General features: G+C 58.6%; 16 protein-coding genes and 1 pseudogene. 8 read left to right on the top strand and 9 right to left on the bottom strand.

What is annotated here, in order from left to right; genetic code table 11:
• Positions 1-41 precede the first annotated feature (41 nt).
• The 5 genes from QWJ10_RS03350 to QWJ10_RS03330 form a co-directional block, all read right to left on the bottom strand.
• Positions 42-1,571 carry a DHA2 family efflux MFS transporter permease subunit gene (locus tag QWJ10_RS03350; protein WP_010796966.1) on the bottom strand — a complete coding sequence of 510 codons (1,530 nt, stop codon included), beginning with the start codon at positions 1,569-1,571 and terminating at the stop codon, positions 42-44.
• An 11-nt stretch (positions 1,572-1,582) separates the two neighbouring features.
• Positions 1,583-2,782: an efflux RND transporter periplasmic adaptor subunit gene (locus tag QWJ10_RS03345; RefSeq protein ID WP_122043528.1), complete on the bottom strand. Its 1,200-nt coding sequence runs from the start codon at positions 2,780-2,782 to the stop codon at positions 1,583-1,585.
• A 10-nt stretch (positions 2,783-2,792) separates the two neighbouring features.
• Entirely contained in the window at positions 2,793-4,259 is a 1,467-nt protein-coding gene (locus tag QWJ10_RS03340) for an efflux transporter outer membrane subunit (protein WP_289924293.1), read from the bottom strand.
• A gap of 4 nt (positions 4,260-4,263) precedes the next feature.
• Positions 4,264-4,734: a MarR family transcriptional regulator gene (locus QWJ10_RS03335; protein ID WP_074823248.1), complete on the bottom strand. Its 471-nt coding sequence runs from the start codon at positions 4,732-4,734 to the stop codon at positions 4,264-4,266.
• 192 nt (positions 4,735-4,926) lie between these two features.
• A complete protein-coding gene (locus tag QWJ10_RS03330; protein ID WP_010796970.1) occupies positions 4,927-5,496 on the bottom strand; it encodes a DUF6436 domain-containing protein in 570 nt (189 codons plus the stop codon).
• Positions 5,497-5,610: 114 nt separating this feature from the next.
• On the opposite strand from QWJ10_RS03330, the gene QWJ10_RS03325 reads away from it, so the two are divergent.
• Positions 5,611-6,555 carry an alpha/beta hydrolase gene (locus tag QWJ10_RS03325; RefSeq protein ID WP_074823245.1) on the top strand — a complete coding sequence of 315 codons (945 nt, stop codon included), beginning with the start codon at positions 5,611-5,613 and terminating at the stop codon, positions 6,553-6,555.
• Between the two features lie 9 nt (positions 6,556-6,564).
• On the opposite strand, the gene QWJ10_RS03320 is transcribed toward QWJ10_RS03325, so the two are convergent.
• On the bottom strand, positions 6,565-7,296 hold the full coding sequence (locus QWJ10_RS03320; RefSeq protein ID WP_125887292.1) for a DUF2059 domain-containing protein: 732 nt from the start codon (positions 7,294-7,296) through the stop codon (positions 6,565-6,567).
• A gap of 215 nt (positions 7,297-7,511) precedes the next feature.
• Between QWJ10_RS03320 and QWJ10_RS03315 the strand changes: the two genes are divergently transcribed.
• The gene (locus tag QWJ10_RS03315; RefSeq protein WP_010796973.1) at positions 7,512-8,150 is read left to right on the top strand and encodes a 2OG-Fe(II) oxygenase; all 639 of its coding nucleotides are present in this window, start codon (positions 7,512-7,514) and stop codon (positions 8,148-8,150) included.
• Positions 8,151-8,642, top strand: coding sequence for a DUF523 domain-containing protein (locus QWJ10_RS03310; RefSeq protein ID WP_289924288.1), 492 nt, complete (start codon positions 8,151-8,153; stop codon positions 8,640-8,642).
• 57 nt (positions 8,643-8,699) lie between these two features.
• On the opposite strand, the gene serA is transcribed toward QWJ10_RS03310, so the two are convergent.
• Complete coding sequence (gene serA / locus QWJ10_RS03305) at positions 8,700-9,929, bottom strand: phosphoglycerate dehydrogenase (RefSeq protein ID WP_037030737.1); 1,230 nt, start codon at positions 9,927-9,929, stop codon at positions 8,700-8,702.
• Positions 9,930-10,082: 153 nt separating this feature from the next.
• Between serA and QWJ10_RS03300 the strand changes: the two genes are divergently transcribed.
• The 4 genes from QWJ10_RS03300 to QWJ10_RS03285 all read left to right on the top strand — a co-directional run bounded on the left by QWJ10_RS03300 (position 10,083) and on the right by QWJ10_RS03285 (position 14,260).
• Entirely contained in the window at positions 10,083-11,474 is a 1,392-nt protein-coding gene (locus QWJ10_RS03300; protein ID WP_289924285.1) for an FAD-binding oxidoreductase, read from the top strand.
• A gap of 148 nt (positions 11,475-11,622) precedes the next feature.
• Positions 11,623-12,288, top strand: coding sequence for a fumarylacetoacetate hydrolase family protein (locus tag QWJ10_RS03295; RefSeq protein ID WP_289924282.1), 666 nt, complete (start codon positions 11,623-11,625; stop codon positions 12,286-12,288).
• Between the two features lie 70 nt (positions 12,289-12,358).
• On the top strand, positions 12,359-13,258 hold the full coding sequence (locus QWJ10_RS03290) for an SdiA-regulated domain-containing protein (protein WP_289924279.1): 900 nt from the start codon (positions 12,359-12,361) through the stop codon (positions 13,256-13,258).
• An 84-nt stretch (positions 13,259-13,342) separates the two neighbouring features.
• The gene (locus QWJ10_RS03285) at positions 13,343-14,260 is read left to right on the top strand and encodes an SdiA-regulated domain-containing protein (RefSeq protein ID WP_289924541.1); all 918 of its coding nucleotides are present in this window, start codon (positions 13,343-13,345) and stop codon (positions 14,258-14,260) included.
• Between the two features lie 15 nt (positions 14,261-14,275).
• Here QWJ10_RS03285 and QWJ10_RS03280 read toward each other — a convergent pair whose 3' ends face one another.
• Both QWJ10_RS03280 and rpiA read right to left on the bottom strand, forming a co-directional pair.
• Entirely contained in the window at positions 14,276-16,168 is a 1,893-nt protein-coding gene (locus QWJ10_RS03280; RefSeq protein WP_289924540.1) for an autotransporter domain-containing protein, read from the bottom strand.
• Between the two features lie 272 nt (positions 16,169-16,440).
• A complete protein-coding gene (rpiA, locus tag QWJ10_RS03275; protein WP_010796981.1) occupies positions 16,441-17,112 on the bottom strand; it encodes a ribose-5-phosphate isomerase RpiA in 672 nt (223 codons plus the stop codon).
• A gap of 145 nt (positions 17,113-17,257) precedes the next feature.
• Between rpiA and ilvA the strand changes: the two are divergent.
• Positions 17,258-18,781: pseudogene (gene ilvA / locus QWJ10_RS03270) on the top strand (threonine ammonia-lyase, biosynthetic); the annotation flags it as partial.
• Positions 18,782-18,887 lie beyond the last annotated feature (106 nt).

Here is an 18,887-nt window from a genome sequence, read left to right as displayed (position 1 = left end):
CCAAAACAAAAGGCCGGCATGTTCTCATGCCGGCCTTTTTGTCAGTGATCGCCGCCTGCAGGAGCGGGGCCCTTGGCGCCGAAAGGTGGCTTGGCCAGCCAGATGATCAGGAACAGGCCCATGAACATCCAGCCGAGCAACGTGAAATAGTCAATGGTGGACAGCATATAGGCCTGACTTTCGACCACGCGATCGAGCTGGGCGTACGTGGCGTGAGAAGGGCCCCCCAGCATCGAAATGTAGTCCCGTGTCGCTGGGTCGTATACCGTTACCTGCTCGGTCAGCTGAGCATGGTGGAACGTGGCGCGGCGTGCCCAGATCCAGGTCGTCAGTGACGACGCGAAACTACCGCCCAGTACCCGTAAAAATGTCGCAAGCCCGGAGCCGTCCGCAATGTCTTTAGGCGGCAGGCTGGACAACAGAATGCTAGTCGTAGGCATGAAAAACAGCGCAATTCCCAGCCCCATGAACATCTGCACTTCGGCGATATGGCGATAATCAACCTCGGTATTGAACGTGGCACGCATGAAGCACGAGGCACCGATCACCAGGAAGGAGCCCCCGGCAAGCAGGCGCAGGTCTGTCTTATGGGCGAACCGGCCAACCAGCGGCGACAGGAACACAGGCAAAAATCCCATCGGCGCAGCGGCAAGACCCGCCCAGACCGGCGTATAACCCAGCTGGGTCTGGAGCCACTGAGGTAGAAGCAGGTTGATGCCAAAGAAGCCTGAATAGCCCAGTACCAGGGCCAGCGTTCCGAATGTGAAGTTACGGTATTTGAACAGCCGCAGGTTCACGATGGGATGCTTGTCGGTCAGCTCCCAGATTACACAGGCTATCAACGCGATGACGGCAATCAAGCTGCCAATGACAATGAAGTTTGATTCGAACCAGTCCAGGTCATTGCCTTTATCCAGTACAACCTGCAGCGCACCGACACCGATTACCAGAAGCGTCAGGCCCACATAGTCGATCGGCTGCCGAATGATCTGCTCCGGCTTTTTGCCCAGCTGTGCCCAAACCACCAGGGTGGCAAAGATACCGATGGGAACGTTGATAAAGAAAATCCAGGGCCAGGTGTAGTTATCCGTGATCCATCCACCGGCAATCGGGCCAATGATGGGAGCCACCACCGTGACCATGGCCAGGAGCGCCAGGGCCATCCCTCGCTTGGCGGCCGGAAAGATTGATAGCAGCAGCGTCTGGGCCATGGGATATAGCGGCCCGGCCACGAACCCTTGCAGCGCCCGGAAAAATACCAGTTGTGGCATCGATTGCGCGATGCCACACAGGAACGAAGTGATGACGAATAGCACCACCGCAGCAAGGAACAACTTTACCTCACCGAAGCGACGTGCCATCCAGCCGGTCAGGGGCAGGGCAATCGCGTTGCTGACAGCAAACGATGTGATTACCCATGTACCCTGCTCGGAGCTTACGCCTAGATTGCCTGAAATCGTGGTCAGGGCCACGTTGGCAATGGTGGTATCCAGCACCTGCATGAAGGTGGCCAGCGACAGGCCGACCGTGGCGAGCACTAGGCTCGCCGGGCGGAATGCAGAATCGCTCATGTGATCTCCGATTAGCGCTTGGCTACATCACGGGAGGCCGGGCCGTTCTCGTGGATCAGACGCTCGATCAGGCGATCGGCATCCTCCAGCTGGCGGGTATAGACGTCGGTAGCATAACGGGGCTGGGCCAGCGGCTTCTGTGCCAGGACCGGGCCGTCCAGATCATGCAGGTCGACGTCGACGTTCATCGACAGGCCAATGCGCAGCGGGTGCTTTTCCAGCGCATCCTGATCCAGGCGAATCCGCACGGGTAGGCGCTGCACGATCTTGATCCAGTTGCCGCTGGCATTCTGGGCGGGCAGCAGGGAAAACGCGCTGCCGGTGCCGACCCCCAGGCTCTCTACCGTACCGTGGTACTTCACATCTTCACCGTACAGGTCGGAATGAATTTCAACCGGCTGACCGATGCGCATGTCGCTGAGCTGGGTTTCCTTGAAGTTGGCGTCGATCCAGATCTGATCCAGCGGCACCACGGCCATCAGCGCTGTACCCGGCTGTACGCGGCTGCCAACCTGTACCGAGCGCTGGGCTACATAGCCTGTCACCGGTGCGATGATGGTGCTACGGGCATTGTTCAGATAGGCCTGACGCAGCTGGGCGGCGGCGGCTTTCACATCGGGATGGGACGCGATCACCGTATCGTCTACCAGTGCACGGCTGGTACTGAGTTGTTGCTCGGCGCTGGTCAGTGCATTTTCGGCTGCGTTCAGCGTATCACGGGCGTGGGACAGTTCTTCCTGCGAGATCGCACCGCCGCGTGCCAGGTCCTGACGACGCTTGTAGTCAGATCGTGCACGTTCCAGTTCGACCTTGCGTGAAGCTACCTGAGCCTTGTAGCTGTCCACGTTGCTGTACAGGCCGCGGACCTGACGAACCGTCTTGGCCAGATTGGCCTCAGCGCTCTGCAACGCGACTTCGGTGTCGCTCGGGTCAAACTTCACCAGAACCTGACCTTCATGCACCAAGTCACCATCGTCAGCGGTAATGCTGACAACCGTACCGGTCACCTGCGGCATGATCTGGACAACGTTGCCGCTCACATAGGCGTCATCGGTGCCCTCATGAAAGCGGCCATAGAGCGTGTGATAGAAGTAAGCGCCCACTGCCCCCAGGATGACGAGCAGAAGCAGGAGCAAAAGGAAGAACTTGCGCTTGCCGGATTTGGGCTTGCCGTTCTCGTTAGTGGCGGTTTGTGCGTTTGATTCAGCCATGTCTTACGTCTCAGCGATCCGAAGTTACACGTGGGCCCGGTTGCAGAGCCGGTGTGTCAGAAGAGGGTTCAAAGCCACCGCCCAAGGCCTGCATCAGCAAAACGGAGGTATCGATACGCTCCGTCGCGAGGCTGGCCAGCTGGCGGTCTGCCTGAAGCAGTTGTTGCTCGACGCTCAGCGCATCGAGATAACTGCCGATACCGGCGCCGTAACGCTGCATTGCAATGTCGAAGGACGCCTGAGCAATGTCGCGGGCACGCTGCTGTTCCTGAATCTGCTGATTCAGCGAGCGCAGCCGGGAAATACTGTCGCCGATATCACCAAGGGCATTGACCAGCGTCTGGTTGTACTGGGCGACGGCCAGATCGTAATCGGCGTTGCGGCTGGCCAGGTCAGCTCGGCGGCGACCACCGTCAAAGATCGGCAGCGACAGGGCCGGACCGATATTGAAGAAGCGGCTGGGTGCTCCAAACAGGGCGTCGCCCAGCAGGGCATCGGTACCGGCCGCGGCGACCAGGTTGAGGTTTGGATAGAAATTGGTCCGGCTCGAGTCAATGTCCTGCGAAGCGGCCTCAACACGCCAGCGTGCGGCCACCAGATCGGGGCGACGGCCGATCAGCTCGGCGGGCAGCTGACTGGGCAGGGCGATTGTCTTCGGAGCAATCAGCTGTGGACGACCAATGCTGGCACCCCGGTCAGGGCCTTTACCCAACAGGACGGCCAGACGGATCTGCGCACTTTCTACAGACTGCTTGGCAGCAGTGAGCTGCGCCTCCGAGGCGGCTTCCAGGCTCTGGGTCTGTTGCAGCTGGAACTCACTGTCCAGGCCCGCCGAGACACGCCGCTGGGCAAGATCGAGCATGCCGCGGGTACGCTTGAGGTCTTGCTCGGCCAGGTCGAGCATGACGTAAGCCTGACCCAGTTGGTTGTAGGCGCGTGTAACGTTGGCGGCCACGGTCAGCTCAGCGGCCTTGCGGTCTACCTCGCTGGCGCGGGCGCGGCCCAAAGCGGCTTCCCAGGCGGCACGTTGGCCACCCCAGAGGTCGAAGGTATAACTGCCATTAACGGATAGCTCGCGCAGCGTGCTATAGCGCCCGCCCTGGCCGGTCGGATCATCGCGACGTGACAGCCGGGAGCGGGTTATCGAAGCGTTGCCATCGAGCGTCGGCTGGCGATCGGCGTTTGCAGCAATCACCGCTGCATTGGCCTGACGGGAGCGGGCATCGGCCACCTGGAGGTCCGGGCTCGATTGCAGCGCTTCACGGATGAGGCTGTCGAGTTGGCGATCTCCCAAGGTGTTCCACCAGTCGCTTTTCGGCCAAGCAGCCGGTGACAGGGCAGAACCCGCAACGGTCCGCTCGCTGTGCAGGCTCGCTGCGTCAAGCGCCCGGCCTTCTGTATGCAGGCCTGTGGGTGACGCGCAACCCGACAGCACCAGGGCAATGGCCAGGGCTGAGAGAGGGTATTTAAGGCACATGGCGTTATTGTTCTCCTTCATTGGCCGGGACCAGGCCGGCCGGAACCAATATCTTCTTGAGCAGGCGCTCCAGCTCATCGATCTCGGAATGGGTCAGCTCGCCGGTCAGGTCGTTCATGGCGTCAGCTGCAATCTGCGGGATCTGTTTGCTCAAGCTGTGGCCCTGCTCGGTGAGCTCGAGGCGAACCTGTCGTCTATCGGTGGTGCTGCGCACGCGAGCAATCAGGTCCTTGCTTTCCAGCCGGTCGATCATGCGGGTCATGGCGCCACTGTCGAGGGACAGGCAACGGCACAGCTCTGCAGGCGTATCCGCCGTATTGCGTGCCAGCATCAGCAATACCTTGAACTGGGCAGCCGTGATGTCATAAGTGACAAGGTGCTTGTCCAGCAGGCGATCCTTGAGCGAATTGACCAAGTGGATCAGATGGCCGAGCGAGTAACGCAGCGAAAAATTATCTGGTTTGAAACGTGTCATGGCAGTATCTGCCCAGGCAGCTAAGTCTGAGTAGAATACTGCCTAGGCAGCTATCTGTTTAGCAACATTTTGCAAAAGTCTCTGTTGCTAAGAGCGCAACAATGATTAGAAGTGCCTGAGAGGAAGAGCAGTGAAAACGAAAAGGCCGGGCAGTCGATGCGATGCCCGGCCTTTGGCGTTACTAGAAAAGGGTCAGCCCTGCCAGTTGCAGTAGCAGCCTACCGACAAGGTATTGGTCGACCGTACGCTGCGCCCTGACACGAGCGCTTCGAGAATAGGCTCGATAAAGCTGTTACCAGCCGTACAGATCATGCCCTCGCTATAGGGGCCGACATAAGCCAGCTTGCCAGCATTATCCCAGATGGCCACGGCTGGGCTGGCGGGCAGCGTATCGGCTCCAGGAATCGTCGATAGGGCCTTCAGACGTCCATCCAGCATGGACGGCAGCTTTCCTTCGCTCCCTGGTTTCTGCACGCTGTAGAACTCGACGCCCCGATCACCAAAGCGCGCCGTCAGGTTACGCAGGTGCGCCTGGTTGCCTTCGTTGCATGGGCAGTCCGGGTCCCAGAAGTGCACCAGCCGGATCGGCCCCGGGCCCGCAAGCTCGGGCGGGAGTTGTAGATGACTGCCATCAAAAAAGGCGGTCTGCTCGGCAAACGACCGTAGATAGCGCAGCTCGAACCACCAGTAGGCAGCACCCGAACCAGCAATGACAAGGATGGTGAACAGGCAGAGCAGAATAGTGAATCGACGAGAGGGCATGGCGTGACTGTTAATGCAAAAGAAGACATAGCTTGCCACGCCAGGGCGTGAAGCAGAACATGATTAAGTGTCCAAGCTTTACATGGGCAGGCCTCTCTTTTTAGTGTGACGACCATGACCACGCCGTTTCATCCAGAACAACTGCGACCGCTATTGGCGGAACTGTCCCTCGATCCTGGCGAGTCTGGCCCGGCCATCCTGGCGTATCAGTCCTTTTATGGACTCGACATGAGCCAGCAGCACCCAGGCGTTCAGGCTCGCCTGGGCCGCATGCGCGTGGCTGATTACGAGATCGCCGTGCAAGGGTGGTGGCATGACCAGCCGCGGGCCACGCTTCTGGTGCTCCATGGCTATTACGACCACATGGGGTTGTATCGCCATGCGATCGACTGGGCGCTGTCGATGAATTTCGCCGTGCTGTCTTGCGACCTGCCGGGGCACGGGTTATCCAGCGGTCCGCGCGCAAGTATCGATGATTTTGCCGAGTATCAAGCGGTATTAAAGGCTCTGCTCGATCAGGCCAGACGCCTTGACCTGCCGCAACCCTGGCATCTGCTGGGGCAGAGCACGGGAGGTGCGATCGTACTGGACCATCTGTTGAACGGGCAGCCCGGTGCGGAGATAGGCGAAGCGATTCTGCTGGCGCCGCTGGTTCGACCCTGCAGCTGGAAGATGTCTCATCTGACCTACCGGCTGGTTGGCCCCTTTGTCCGGGCATTGCCCAGGCGGTTTTCGGCCAACTCCGGTGACGAAGCGTTTCTTACCTTTCTACAGCATCATGATCTGCTGCAACCGCGCGAGCTGCCCAGTCGCTGGGTAGGAGCGCTAGCCCGCTGGATTCCACGTATTGAAAAGGCTTCGCCCAGTCTGCATCGGCCCATCATCATCCAGGGTGAGCAGGACTTCACCGTGGATTGGCGACACAATCTGCAGGTGCTGGAACAGAAGTTCGACAAGCCAGAGGTGCTGCGTCTGCCTGAAGCGCGGCACCATCTGGTCAACGAAACCGAAGCGTTGCGCCAGCGCTACTTCGATTTTCTAAGGGAGCGGCTGGCGTAGAGGAAAGGTTTAGTTGCTGCCTGAGCCAAGGCCTGCTCGCAGCGCGGCCAGGGCGGCCTGATAATAGCGATGGCCCTCAGGCGAGCTGGCAAAGTCGGCAAACTGGGTCAGCTCGTTGTCGGAAAGGGTGCGATAAACGTAGAGCAACGTGTTTTCCAGGTCGCCATTGTTCATCTGCTGCATGATGCGCTCGCGTTGCTGGCCGATCATGCCCTGAGCCTGACCCATCAGACCAGGGAGCATCTGGCTCAGGCTGTCAGCCGCCAGACCTGCCAACGCCATGCTGACTTCCGCGCCGGCTTCACGAGCCGGAATCACGGCGGCGATTCGTTTGATCTGTGTCTGACGGGCGGCGCTGGCCTGGATCTTGGGCAGGCCACCCGAGTTGCGGGCGATCTGATCGCTACGGGTGGCGCTGACCTCCGCCGCGACGACCTTCTGGCCTACAGGCGATTGGAAAAACTGCAAGGCAGGATTGGTCTCCGGCAGCGACTGGCGCAGTTGACCAATGGCACGCTGGTCGATGGCATCGGCCGAGAAGCGGCGGTTACTGTTATCCACCAGCGTCTGGTACAACGCTGGCGGCAGGCTGTTCTGGTAGCGCTGCTGCGCCGCTTGCAGCGCATCGCGGAAGTGGCTGCGCTGTTCGGGCCAGCCCGCGGTCTGGTAAAGGGTTTGATAATTATCGGCCAGCGCGGGAAGACCGATGGCGAGTAGCAGACCAGCAATAAAAACGCGCATGAACTCTCCTGCAAGGGCATGCATTGAGCTGCAGCATGCCAGAAAAAAGACAGTATTCTGGGTAGGTATCACGTTGCTGTCGAGGTTGGAAAGGGCCGATTCGTCGGAGCGTATAAATTTGAGCAGAAGCGTTGACGACTTATTACAATGCCGACGCCGCCAGCCGCTCTTGTCTATGCTGGTTATCTCGTTGCGATGTCTCGCAGGAATTCGATATGCCCATTCGCCCTGATCATCCCTTGTTGCAGCGTATCGTCGATGATCTGGCCGATGTCGGCTGGTCCCATCAGACGGTGTTTCTACCCGATGATCTGACCCGTGCGCTGGCGCAAGAGTGCCACAAACGTGCGCAGCACGGGCTGTTGGCTCCAGCCGCTATCGGGCGTGGCGACAGCCAGGTCATTCGCGAAGGTGTCCGTGGTGATCAGATTGCCTGGTTAGAGGGCGATGAGTCTTCGCCTGCTATTGCCCGCTATCTGGCGCTTATGGATGCGCTCCGGCTGGCCTTCAATCAGAGCCTCTTTATGGGTCTCGAAGACTATGAAAGCCATTTTGCAATGTATCCGCCAGGGGCCTTTTATGCCACTCACCTGGATCGCTTCAAGGACGACGACAGGCGTATGGTGTCTCTGGTGTTGTACCTGAATGAGGCGTGGCTGCCTGAGCATGGGGGCGCACTGCGCATGCACCTGCCTGACGGACAGACCCGCGATGTGTTGCCTGCTGGTGGCAGCCTGGTCTGCTTCATGTCTGGCGATTTGCCCCATGAAGTCCTGCCTGCGACGCGTGAGCGTATGTCATTAACGGGCTGGTTTCGCCGGCGGGGTGAAAACGTACTGGAAAACGTTTTGTAAATGGAAAAGATACTGATCAGCCGCTGCCTGCTGGGCCACCGGGTCCGCTATGACGGGGGCGCTCATGGCCCCTATGATCAGTTGAGTTCCTGGCTGGCGGAAGGACGTGTCGTCGCCATGTGTCCAGAGGTTGCCGGTGGCCTGTCTACACCTCGGCCGCCGGCTGAAATCCCTGGCGGACAAGGCGCTGCCGTACTGGACGGCCAGCAGCCCGTGATGACCGATACCGGTGAGGACGTCAGTGCGGAATTTCTGGCTGGAGCCTGTCAGGCTGTTGAGCTGGTCAGGCAGCATCGTATTCAGATGGCAGTGCTCAAGGCGCGTAGCCCCTCGTGCGGCAATCATGAGAATTACGATGGCACCTTTTCCGGACACCGAGTCCCAGGTGAGGGCGTAACAGCTGCAGCCCTGCGGCGAGCCGGTGTAAGGGTCTTCAACGAAAGCGAGCTGGACGAGGCTGTAGCCTACTTGCAGACGCTCGAAGCGAAATAGTCTTCATGTATACAAAACAAAAAGGAGGCCAAAGCCTCCTTTTTGTTGGATGAACGCTTAGAACAACACGCGGCAGCGAATGGTGCCCTTGACGTTCTGCAGCTTCTCCTGAGCCATGTCGGAGTAGGCGGCATCTACGTCGACTACCACGTAACCGACCTTTTCGTCGGTCTGCAGGTACTGACCGGAAATGTTGATGCCGTTTTCAGACAGCACACGGTTGATCTCAGACAGTACGCCCGGCACGTTCTGGTGGATGTGCAGCAGGCGATGCTTGCCCGGATGGGAGGGCAACGCCACTTCCGGGAAGTTGACGGAAGACACGGACGTACCGTTGTCGCTGTACTTCACCAGCTTCTCGGCCACTTCCAGACCGATGTTGGCCTGGGCTTCCATGGTGGAGCCGCCTACATGCGGGGTCAGGATGACATTGTCCAGGCCGCGTAGCGGACTGACGAACTCGTCATTGTTGGAGCGCGGTTCGACCGGGAATACGTCGATGGCAGCGCCCAGCAGATGCTCGTCCTTGATGGCAGCGGCCAGTGCCTCGAGATCAACGACAGTGCCACGTGCAGCGTTGAGCAGGATGCTGCCTTTTTTCATGGCGCGGATTTCACGTTCGCCAATCATCAGTTTGGTCGAGGGCGTTTCCGGTACGTGAAGCGTTACGATGTCGGCCATGCCGAGCAGCTCGGTGATGGAAGCAACCTGTTGTGCATTACCCAGCGGCAGCTTGGTAACTACATCGTAGAAGTAGACCTGCATACCCAGGCCTTCGGCCAGAACGGACAGCTGCGTACCGATGGAACCGTAGCCGATGATGCCCAGCTTCTTGCCGCGAATCTCAAAGGAATTGTTGGCACTCTTGAGCCAGCCGCCACGGTGGCAGGAGGCATTCTTGGCCGGTATGCCGCGCAGTAGCAGGATGGCCTCGGCCAATACCAGTTCGGCGACCGAACGGGTATTGGAGTAGGGCGCATTGAACACGACGATACCGCGTTCGCGGGCGGCGTTCAGGTCCACCTGGTTGGTGCCGATGCAGAAGCAGCCAACGGCGATCAGCTTCTTGGCGCAGTCGAACACTTCTTCGGTCAGTTGAGTACGGGAGCGAATGCCCACAAAGTGCGCATCGGCGATCTTCTCTTTGAGCTCAGCCTCGGGCAGCGCTTTGGAGATGTACTCGATGTTGGAGTAGCCAGCCGCTTTCAGCGTGTCTACTGCCGATTGGTGTACGCCTTCGAGAAGAAGAAATCTGATCTTGCTCTTGTCGAGTGAGGTCTTGCTCATCTGCGTTGAACCCGTAGTCCCGAGGAAGTGTGAATCGGCTGCCGGCTGGCGTCGCCGAAGGGTAGGCATATGCTAGCATGTTCTCCCTTTTCCTTGCCCGGATACGACCTGAGCGGTTCTCAGGACGACCATGAATGCCACGAGAGTTTCAACATGATTGACGCTGCTTTGATCGAATCGCTGAAAACCCTGGTCGAGCCCGGAAAGGTGCTCACGGATGCGGCCTCGCTGGAGTCTTACGGCAAGGACTGGACCAAGCACTTTGCTCCGGCACCGTCTGCCATTGTCTTTCCCAAGACGATAGAAGAGGTGCAGGCCATCGTGCGATGGGCCAATGAACATCGGGTGGCCCTGGTGCCTTCTGGTGGCCGTACCGGTCTTTCGGCGGCAGCGGTCGCAGCTAATGGCGAAGTCGTCGTGGCATTCGATTACATGAATCGGATTCTCGATTTCAATACGTTCGATCGTACCGTAGTCTGCCAGCCGGGTGTGATCACCGAGCAGTTGCAGGCCTTTGCTGAAGACAAAGGTCTCTATTACCCCGTCGACTTTGCCTCGGCCGGCTCCAGTCAGCTGGGTGGCAACATCGGTACCAATGCGGGTGGCATCAAGGTGATCCGCTACGGCATGACCCGTAACTGGGTAGCCGGCCTCAAGGTCGTGACCGGTACGGGCGAGCTGCTCGAGCTGAACAAGGGCCTGATGAAAAACGCGACCGGCTATGATTTCCGTCATCTTTTCATTGGTGCCGAAGGCACGCTGGGTTTCGTGGTCGAGGCTACGATGCGGCTGGAGCGTCAACCGACCAACCTGACGGCCCTGGTGCTCGGTACGCCGGATTTTGATTCGATCATGCCGGTACTGCATGCCTTCCAGGACAAGCTGGACCTGACGGCCTTCGAGTTCTTTTCCGACAAGGCCATGGACAAGGTCCTGGCCCGTGGTGACGTGCCTGCGCCGTTCGATACCCGCTGCCCGTTCTATGCACTGCTGGAGTTTGAAGCGACAACGGACGAGCGCGCCGATCAGGCCTTGGCTACCTTCGAGCATTGTGTCAATGAAGGCTGGGTGCTCGACGGCGTCATGAGCCAGAGCGATCAGCAGTTGCAAAACCTGTGGCGTCTGCGAGAAGACATCTCCGAGACGATTTCCCACTGGACACCCTACAAGAACGACATCTCTGTAACGGTTTCGAACGTACCATCCTTCCTGCGTGATATCGACGACATCGTGGGCGAGCACTATCCGGATTTCGAGATCATCTGGTTCGGTCATATCGGTGACGGCAACCTGCACCTGAACATTCTCAAGCCTGATGATCTTTCCAAGGATGAGTTCTTTGACAAGTGCAAGGTCGTGAACAAGTGGGTATTCGAAACCGTTGCGAAATACAACGGCTCCATTTCGGCCGAGCATGGCGTGGGCATGACCAAGCGGGATTACCTGACCTATTCCCGCTCAGAAGCCGAAATCGCCTACATGAAGGCTGTCAAGGCAGTCTTCGACCCCAATAACATCATGAATCCGGGCAAGGTCATCGGCTGATAGCCCTTGAGGATCAGGCGATAAACCGACCGTTCCGCTAACGTTCAGGTTCGTGTCGTTATGCTTGGCCGCCTGCCTTGGTAATGCGGCCAAGCTTTTGGTTATAAAGGATTAAACGGGACTTTTCCTCTTTCGGAGTCGGTTCACCATGAGCTACCAACACCAGTACGTCGATGGTACGAAGATCCACTTCCCGCTGGGCAAGGTGGTCTGTATTGGCCGCAACTATGCTGAGCATGCCAAGGAACTGAACAACCCTGTACCCACCGAGCCGCTCATCTTTATCAAACCGGCCAGTTCGGTCGTGCCGATTGAAGGTGGCTTCAGTATTCCTGAAGACCGTGGTGCGGTGCATTACGAGGCGGAAATCGCCGTGTTGATCGGCAAGCCCCTGTCACGCACGCCAAGCGAAGAAGAGGTCCGGGATGCCATTTCGGGTTTCGCGCCGGCGCTGGACCTGACCTTGCGTGATGTGCAAGCCCGCTTGAAGGAAAAGGGTTATCCCTGGGAAATCGCCAAGGGGTTCGACGGCGCCTGTGTCCTGGCGCCTTTCGTGCCGGGTGATGCCTACAGCGATCTGGCTGATATCGATGTTCGCCTCACCATCAATGGCGAGGTACGCCAGGACGGTAACAGCCGTGACATGCTCAACCCGATCATCCCCTTGATCCAGCACCTGTGCACGCACTTCTCCCTGCAGCCCGGCGATGTGGTACTGACCGGTACGCCCAAGGGAGTCGGCGCGTTGAACAAAGGTGAGGAACTGATCCTGGAGTTGCCAGGCAAAAGCCGCTTTACGAGTCGTGTTCTCTAACATCCACCCTTGAGTAATCCGGAAGCATCAGGCGACGGATCCAAACCGCTAACCAGTCGAAACCGTCGTCATGCCAAAAGTATTACAACGTCGATCCCTCAAATGGTGGCTGGCCGGCTTCGTGCTGGTCGCCGCCGCCACGCTCACATACCTGTTTCACTGGGACCAGCGTGCTTGGCTCTGGTGGCAGGAACGTAGCACGCCTGCCAACCAGCATGCGGACAATATCTGGCTTCCAGGCTATACCGCGGTCCTTCAGGCCAAGCCCTTGCCCGGCATGGAAAAGGCCGAGGCATCGGACATCGCCTATAACCCGGCGACCGGCACCCTGTTCATTGTCATGGGCAAAAAGCCTTTGCTGGTGGAAACCAACCTGAGCGGTGACATTCTCAGGCAGATTTCCATAACCGGGCTTTCCAACCCTGAGGGCCTAGTGGTCCTGGATGGAAATCGCATGGGTATTGTCGATGAGCGTCAGCGTACGCTGGCCCTGTTCAATCTGACCCCCGAGACCCGCCAGCTGCAGCCCGCAGATTTCCAGTTTTTCGACCTGGGCTTTGCCGATGCCGGCAATAAGGGGTTCGAAGGCGTTGCCTGGGATGCACGACAGCAACGTCTCCTGCTCAGCAAGGAGCGAGACCCTGCAGCACTGTTCAGCCTGTCCAGCGATGGTGATCAGATCCTGGGTGAGATGACGGATCTTCCCGATCAGCCCGACCTGATGAATGATTATTCTGCGCTAAGCGTTGATCCCCGTACCGGCCATACACTGGTGCTCTCGGATGAGTCGCACCTGTTGCTTGAACTGGACGAAAGAGGAAAGCCGGTCAGTTTCATCAGCCTGATCGGGGGGCTTAATGGACTCAGTAAAAACATCCCTCAGGCCGAAGGTGTTGCGATTGATGAAGAAGGAACTGTTTACATCGTGAGCGAGCCTAACCTGTTCTATGTCTTCCGGAAATCTGACTGACATAAAATATCCGTAGGCTTGTCGTCGAGCGCGGGCATGCAGGTCGCCCGGATGATTGACCCCTCGACGGCAACGGGCCTACCCATGCAGCGTATCTATCCTTACCGCATTCCTCTGGCTGGCCTGCTGATGGCAGTGCTCATCGCAACCATAGCCAGCCAGCAGACCCCGCTCCTGGCGCGTCTCTGGTATGGCGTTCAGCAGCACTGGCATGCCGATGAGCGCCGTGAGGTCTCGGTTTGGCTTCCTGATTATCATGTCGATATCGAGGCCAAGCCTGTGCCAGGGCACGCGGATTTGTCGGCGCTGACCTATGACCCGAGCCGGGGCACGCTTGCGAGCCTAACCAACAAGTCATCCCATTTCATCGAGCTATCACTTGATGGTGAAATTCTTCGGCAAATCCCTATGCAGGGATTCGATGACCCCGAGGCGATTGAGTACATTCGCCCGGGCGTTTTCGTCGTGGCAGAAGAGGGCCGGCAACGGTTGGTTCAGATTCATGTCGATGACACAACGCGCGTCATCGATGCGAATGACCCTCGCAATCAGACACGTCTCTCTCTGGAATTGGCTGCGTTCGATAATCGGGGTTTCGAAGGGCTCGCCTATGATAGTCGACACAAGCGACTCTATGTAGCTAAAGAAAAGGACCCTGTGCAGATCTATGAGGTCGATGGTTTTGCCGATCCTGAGCCCGGCGCACCGGTCAGCATTACGATCAGGTCCAATGTGCTGCGTGACAGGGGCCTGTTTGTCGACGATCTGTCGAGCCTCTATTTCAGTGCCAGCACAAACCACTTGCTGGCGCTCTCGGATGAGTCGAGGCTGGTTATTGAGCTGGATAGCGAGGGGAAGCCCTTGAGCACCCTGCCGCTCGATGCCGGGCGGCAGGGTCTGACGAAAAGCGTGCCGCAGGCCGAGGGCTTGGCCATGGACGACCAGGGCACGCTGTATATCGTGAGCGAACCGAACCTCTTTTATCGATTCAAGCGTAACTAAACTGCGTTATACGGATCAGAACCGCCACTGGGCACCCAGGCTGTATCCGGTCTGGCTGCCCTCGGAATGGCCCAGGCGACTGTTGACCTCGGCATAGACGCCAATCTCCGGTGTGATCGCCCACTGAGCCCCGATCTGAGCGCGGGCAAAGTGCTTGTCTACCGAATCCAGCGCTGCCGTACGCAGCCGACCGTCTCCACGGCTGATAACATCCAGCCGACTCTCGCGGCCATCACCCAGTTCTTCGACCCAGGCGACATGAGCATAGGGTTGTAGGGCCATGCCACGGCTCATGGGGAGATCGCCATAGACCCGCCAACCCAGGCTTGCCTGAATGGAGTCATAGGTCTGATCATCAAATGACATGGCGGTCCGGCGGCTGTCGTCTTCATCGAAGCTATCGATGTGGTAACGGGTATAGTCCAGTCCCAGCTGAGGACCGGTTCGCAGCTGACCGACCGTCATGTCGTAGCCCCCGGTCAGGCGAGCACCGAAGAAGCGGGCCCTGGTATCGCCAGATAACGTCTGGTTCAGGAGAACCGGCCCGCCACTGGCCTGAAGGAACACGGAGCGATCTGTATCGAAGCGGGTGTGACCCGCGCTCAGCTCACCTGCAGCCCAAAGCGGCCCGCCGTTGCTGACCAGACCATACAGCCCGGCCTGCCATGTCTCGTTACGAACCTTGCCGGAATGCTCTAGGTCATCCTTGCCGCGCTGGATGCTCAGGCTACCGCCTACGGTCAGCCATTCACTGGCCCGATAATCGCCAATGGCATAAGCGGTGGCCCGCTTGGAGCGCTGACTTGGATCTACATCAAATCCACGCTCAGGCTGGTACTCGCCCTCGATTCCCACGCTGCCGCTGAATTGGTTGAGTGCAAGTGGAGCGAGCTGAAGGCCCAGCCAACGGCGGTCATGCAGCCGAGTAAGGGTTTCATGCTGGCTGCGCAGGTTGTCCTCCATGGCCCGTGCCAGCGCACCGCTGGAGACGGTGGAAGTGAGCAGGTCAGCATTTGTCAGCTCCAGCAGGAGACGTGTCAGCAGACGTGAATAATCACGAAGGCGCTGCTGGATGCGCTCTGCACCCAAGGCGCCGGTCAGCACCGTCTCGTTGTCCAGTGATGGTGTATGCCAGGTGGCGCCGCCAGGAATGGCTGGATTGGTGGTCTGCTCATAGCCGTCCAACTCGCCGATTTCCCAGTTGGTCGCTTCGACGAACAGCACCGGAATACCGAGCGCCTCGAAGCTTGCTGCATCACTGCAACAGCCGGTGCCGGCAGGGTATTCCGAATTCAGCCCGGGATTCGTGCGCAGATCGATCCCCAGTTCCTGTGCGATACGAAGCGTCTGCTCGCGTATGGACGCCAGGGCGGGGTTATCGACGCTGTTGGCACCGGCATGGGCATACATCAGGTCGCCCGTGATCAGGCTGTCGAGGTTGATCATGCCGAGCAGGCTGGCCCGCTCGCTATCGCTCAAGCCGGCTACATAGGCGCGTGAGCCGCGCAGGCCTTCCTCTTCAGCTCCGAAGGCAACCACATTAATACCATTTTCCAGCGCGATCCCGCTGAGGTTGCGCGTGATCTCCGTAAGGACGGCGGCACCGGAACCGTTGTCATCCAGGCCTTGGAGTGTCGGGCGGCCAAAGTAGGTATCAAAGTGTGCTCCTAGTACAAGGGTGTTGCCGCTGGTGCCTGTCAGCTGAGCCACTACGTTCTGTGAGTTCCGGTTTCCGTTCCAGGTGAAGGGCTGGAGAGTGGCGTTGTTACCTATACGCTGCTGCATCCAGGCCGAGGCGCCCTCAAAACTCGTAGTGCCTCGATAACGACCCGGATACTCATTGATCAGAACGTCCAGTGTCTCGTCGGCGTATTCACCAAAGTCATAGGCACCCGCGGTGCCCCCCATCAAGATACAGCCGACTGCAAGCGCTAGTTTGGAAAAGGAATGCACAAGCGATCCTCATTGTTATGGTTTGTTGTGTTGTCATTATGGGTAGTGCGGGGCTGCATGGAGCAGATAGCGTGCCGACTTGAAAAGCGGACAGGCAGGCGACGCCTGGCAGACTGACAGCGCTGCCTGGGCGTAACTATAGATGGGGATGGAAAAAATGCCGGGCAGGCTGTGCACTGTGATCGTGCACAGCCTGAAGTGCGTGTCTCGTCGTGGGACGTAGGTGTTTAACGCTTGAGCGTCTGAACGCCTTCGGCGGTTCCCAGCAGCAGGACATCCGCCGAGCGAGCCGCGAACAGGCCAACCGTGACTACGCCGACGATGTTATTGATCTTGGACTCCAGATCGATCGGGTCAAGGATATGCATGTTATGTACGTCCAGGATCACGTTGCCGTTGTCGGTTTTAACACCTTCACGGTAGACCGGATCGCCGCCCAGTTTGACCAACTCACGGGCTACGTAACTGCGTGCCATGGGGATGACCTCGACGGGGAGCGGAAACTCGCCCAGCACATCCACGCGTTTACTGCCGTCGGCAATGCAGATAAAAGTCTGTGCCACGGCCGCTACGATTTTTTCACGCGTCAATGCTGCACCGCCCCCTTTGATCAGTTGCAGGTGCTCGTTGGCCTCGTCGGCGCCATCGATGTAGAACTCAAGATAGTTGACGCCATTGAGGTCATACACCGGAATGCCATGTTTCTTGAGTCGCTCGGCCGTTGCCTCTGAGCTGGCTACTGCGCCGTCGAATTCCATCTTATGCTGGGCCAGCAGGTCGATGAAGAAGTTGGCGGTGGAGCCGGTGCCGACCCCAATGACGCTGTCACGCGAGAGGTGCGGGAGAATATAGTCCACCGCGGCCTGCGCCACGGCTTGCTTGAGCTGATCCTGGTTCATGATCGATTCCGGCAAAGGAGAAGTAGAGGTTCGATTATAGCCGGGCTGACCCTATCAGCGGTGAACAGGGTGGCTGACGCATTGTGGGTGGCTTGTCGTGCTGCTTGCGCAGTAGACTGGCTGTTCCCCGCAAAAGCCCTGCCGAGAAAAGTCGATGCTCGAACAGTACGTCAAGAAAATGCTGACCTCGCCCGTCTATGATGTGGCCGTTGAAACACCTCTGCACCCTGCGCATAGCCTGTCGGAGCGTCTAGGTAACCGGATTCTGCTCAAGCGAGAAGACCTGCAGCCCGTCTTCTCGTTTAAGATTCGGGGCGCCTACAACAAGGTGGCCCAGCTCACCGATGAGGAAAAGGCTCGCGGCGTGATCGCGGCATCCGCCGGCAACCATGCCCAAGGCCTGGCCTTAGCTGCTCAGAAGCTGGGTATCAAGGCCGTTATCGTCATGCCTAAGACGACGCCAGAAATCAAGATCAAGGCGGTACGTGCCCGTGGTGCCAAGGCTGTCCTGCACGGCGATGCCTTTCCTGAGGCGCTGGCTCATGCGCTGAAACTGGTAGAGGAAAAGGGATACACCTTTATTCACCCGTACGATGATCCGGATACGATTGCCGGGCAGGGTACTGTCGCCATGGAAATCCTGCGCCAGCAACCAGGTCAGCTGGACGCCATTTTCGTGCCGGTAGGCGGTGGAGGGCTGATCGCGGGGATCGCCGCCTACGTCAAGTACCTGCGTCCTGACATTAAGATTATTGGTGTTGAACCAGACGACTCCAATTGCCTCCAGGCCGCCATGCAGGCAGGTGACCGGGTGGTGCTGAGTCAAGTGGGTATCTTTGCCGATGGCGTGGCGGTCGGGCAGATCGGTCATCACACCTTCGAGATTTGCCGACACTATGTGGATGACGTGATTACCGTCAGCTCCGATGAGATCTGCGCAGCTATCAAGGACATCTACGACGATACGCGCTCCATCACCGAGCCGGCTGGTGCCTTAGGCGTGGCGGGGATCAAGAAGTATGTCGCTACCCGCGGCGTAAAAGGGGAGACCCTGGTAGCCATCGACTCGGGTGCCAACGTCAACTTCGACCGCCTGCGTCACGTGGCAGAGCGTGCCGAGCTGGGGGAACAGCGTGAGGCTATCATCGCCGTGACCATTCCCGAGCGTCCCGGCAGTTTCAAAGCGTTCTGCGAGGCACTGGGCAAGCGCCAGATCACCGAATTCAACTATCGCTATAACACGGATAGGGAAGCCCATATCTTTGTCGGCGTACAGACCCATCCGGAAACCGATCCACGCGGCAAGCTCATCGAAAGCCTGCGTGAGCAAGGGTTTCCCGTATTGGATCTGACCGACAATGAGCTGGCCAAGCTGCACATACGGCACACTGTAGGCGGACATGCGGCCCATGTGGATACCGAGCAGGTCTTCCGCTTCGAGTTTCCCGAGCGGCCTGGCGCATTGTTTAACTTCCTCAATCGCCTGGGTGGGCGGTGGAATATCACCATGTTCCACTATCGCAATCACGGCTCGGCTGATGGGCGGGTACTGGCGGCGCTCGAGGTTCCGGAAGAGGAGCGGCACCGTGTGCCCGAAGCGCTGGCAGAGATCGGTTATCGCTATTGGGATGAGACCAATAACCCTGCGTATAAACTGTTTCTGAGTTGACGCTTAGGGTGGCGGCGGGCGTCTGGTAGGGAACCAAGCGCCCGGGCCGTGTTCGATGAAAGGCTGGCCACGTTTACTGGCCAGCTGATACCAGTCATCGAACCGA

The organism is Pseudomonas sp. WAC2 (assembly GCF_030403525.1).
Lineage (GTDB): Bacteria > Pseudomonadota > Gammaproteobacteria > Pseudomonadales > Pseudomonadaceae > Chryseomonas > Chryseomonas luteola.
This window is presented reverse-complemented; position numbering and strand designations above follow the sequence as displayed.

Excerpts from the sequence above, each read along its gene's own strand:
- QWJ10_RS03350 (WP_010796966.1), bottom strand. The coding sequence starts at position 1,571 with ATGAGCGATTCTGCATTCCGCCCGGCGAGCCTAGTGCTCGCCACGGTC.
- QWJ10_RS03345 (WP_122043528.1), bottom strand. The coding sequence starts at position 2,782 with ATGGCTGAATCAAACGCACAAACCGCCACTAACGAGAACGGCAAGCCC.
- QWJ10_RS03340 (WP_289924293.1), bottom strand. The coding sequence starts at position 4,259 with ATGTGCCTTAAATACCCTCTCTCAGCCCTGGCCATTGCCCTGGTGCTG.
- QWJ10_RS03335 (WP_074823248.1), bottom strand. The coding sequence starts at position 4,734 with ATGACACGTTTCAAACCAGATAATTTTTCGCTGCGTTACTCGCTCGGC.
- QWJ10_RS03330 (WP_010796970.1), bottom strand. The coding sequence starts at position 5,496 with ATGCCCTCTCGTCGATTCACTATTCTGCTCTGCCTGTTCACCATCCTT.
- QWJ10_RS03325 (WP_074823245.1), top strand. The coding sequence starts at position 5,611 with ATGACCACGCCGTTTCATCCAGAACAACTGCGACCGCTATTGGCGGAA.
- QWJ10_RS03320 (WP_125887292.1), bottom strand. The coding sequence starts at position 7,296 with ATGCGCGTTTTTATTGCTGGTCTGCTACTCGCCATCGGTCTTCCCGCG.
- QWJ10_RS03315 (WP_010796973.1), top strand. The coding sequence starts at position 7,512 with ATGCCCATTCGCCCTGATCATCCCTTGTTGCAGCGTATCGTCGATGAT.
- QWJ10_RS03310 (WP_289924288.1), top strand. The coding sequence starts at position 8,151 with ATGGAAAAGATACTGATCAGCCGCTGCCTGCTGGGCCACCGGGTCCGC.
- serA (WP_037030737.1), bottom strand. The coding sequence starts at position 9,929 with ATGAGCAAGACCTCACTCGACAAGAGCAAGATCAGATTTCTTCTTCTC.
- QWJ10_RS03300 (WP_289924285.1), top strand. The coding sequence starts at position 10,083 with ATGATTGACGCTGCTTTGATCGAATCGCTGAAAACCCTGGTCGAGCCC.
- QWJ10_RS03295 (WP_289924282.1), top strand. The coding sequence starts at position 11,623 with ATGAGCTACCAACACCAGTACGTCGATGGTACGAAGATCCACTTCCCG.
- QWJ10_RS03290 (WP_289924279.1), top strand. The coding sequence starts at position 12,359 with ATGCCAAAAGTATTACAACGTCGATCCCTCAAATGGTGGCTGGCCGGC.
- QWJ10_RS03285 (WP_289924541.1), top strand. The coding sequence starts at position 13,343 with ATGCAGCGTATCTATCCTTACCGCATTCCTCTGGCTGGCCTGCTGATG.
- QWJ10_RS03280 (WP_289924540.1), bottom strand. The coding sequence starts at position 16,168 with ATGGGGGGCACCGCGGGTGCCTATGACTTTGGTGAATACGCCGACGAG.
- rpiA (WP_010796981.1), bottom strand. The coding sequence starts at position 17,112 with ATGAACCAGGATCAGCTCAAGCAAGCCGTGGCGCAGGCCGCGGTGGAC.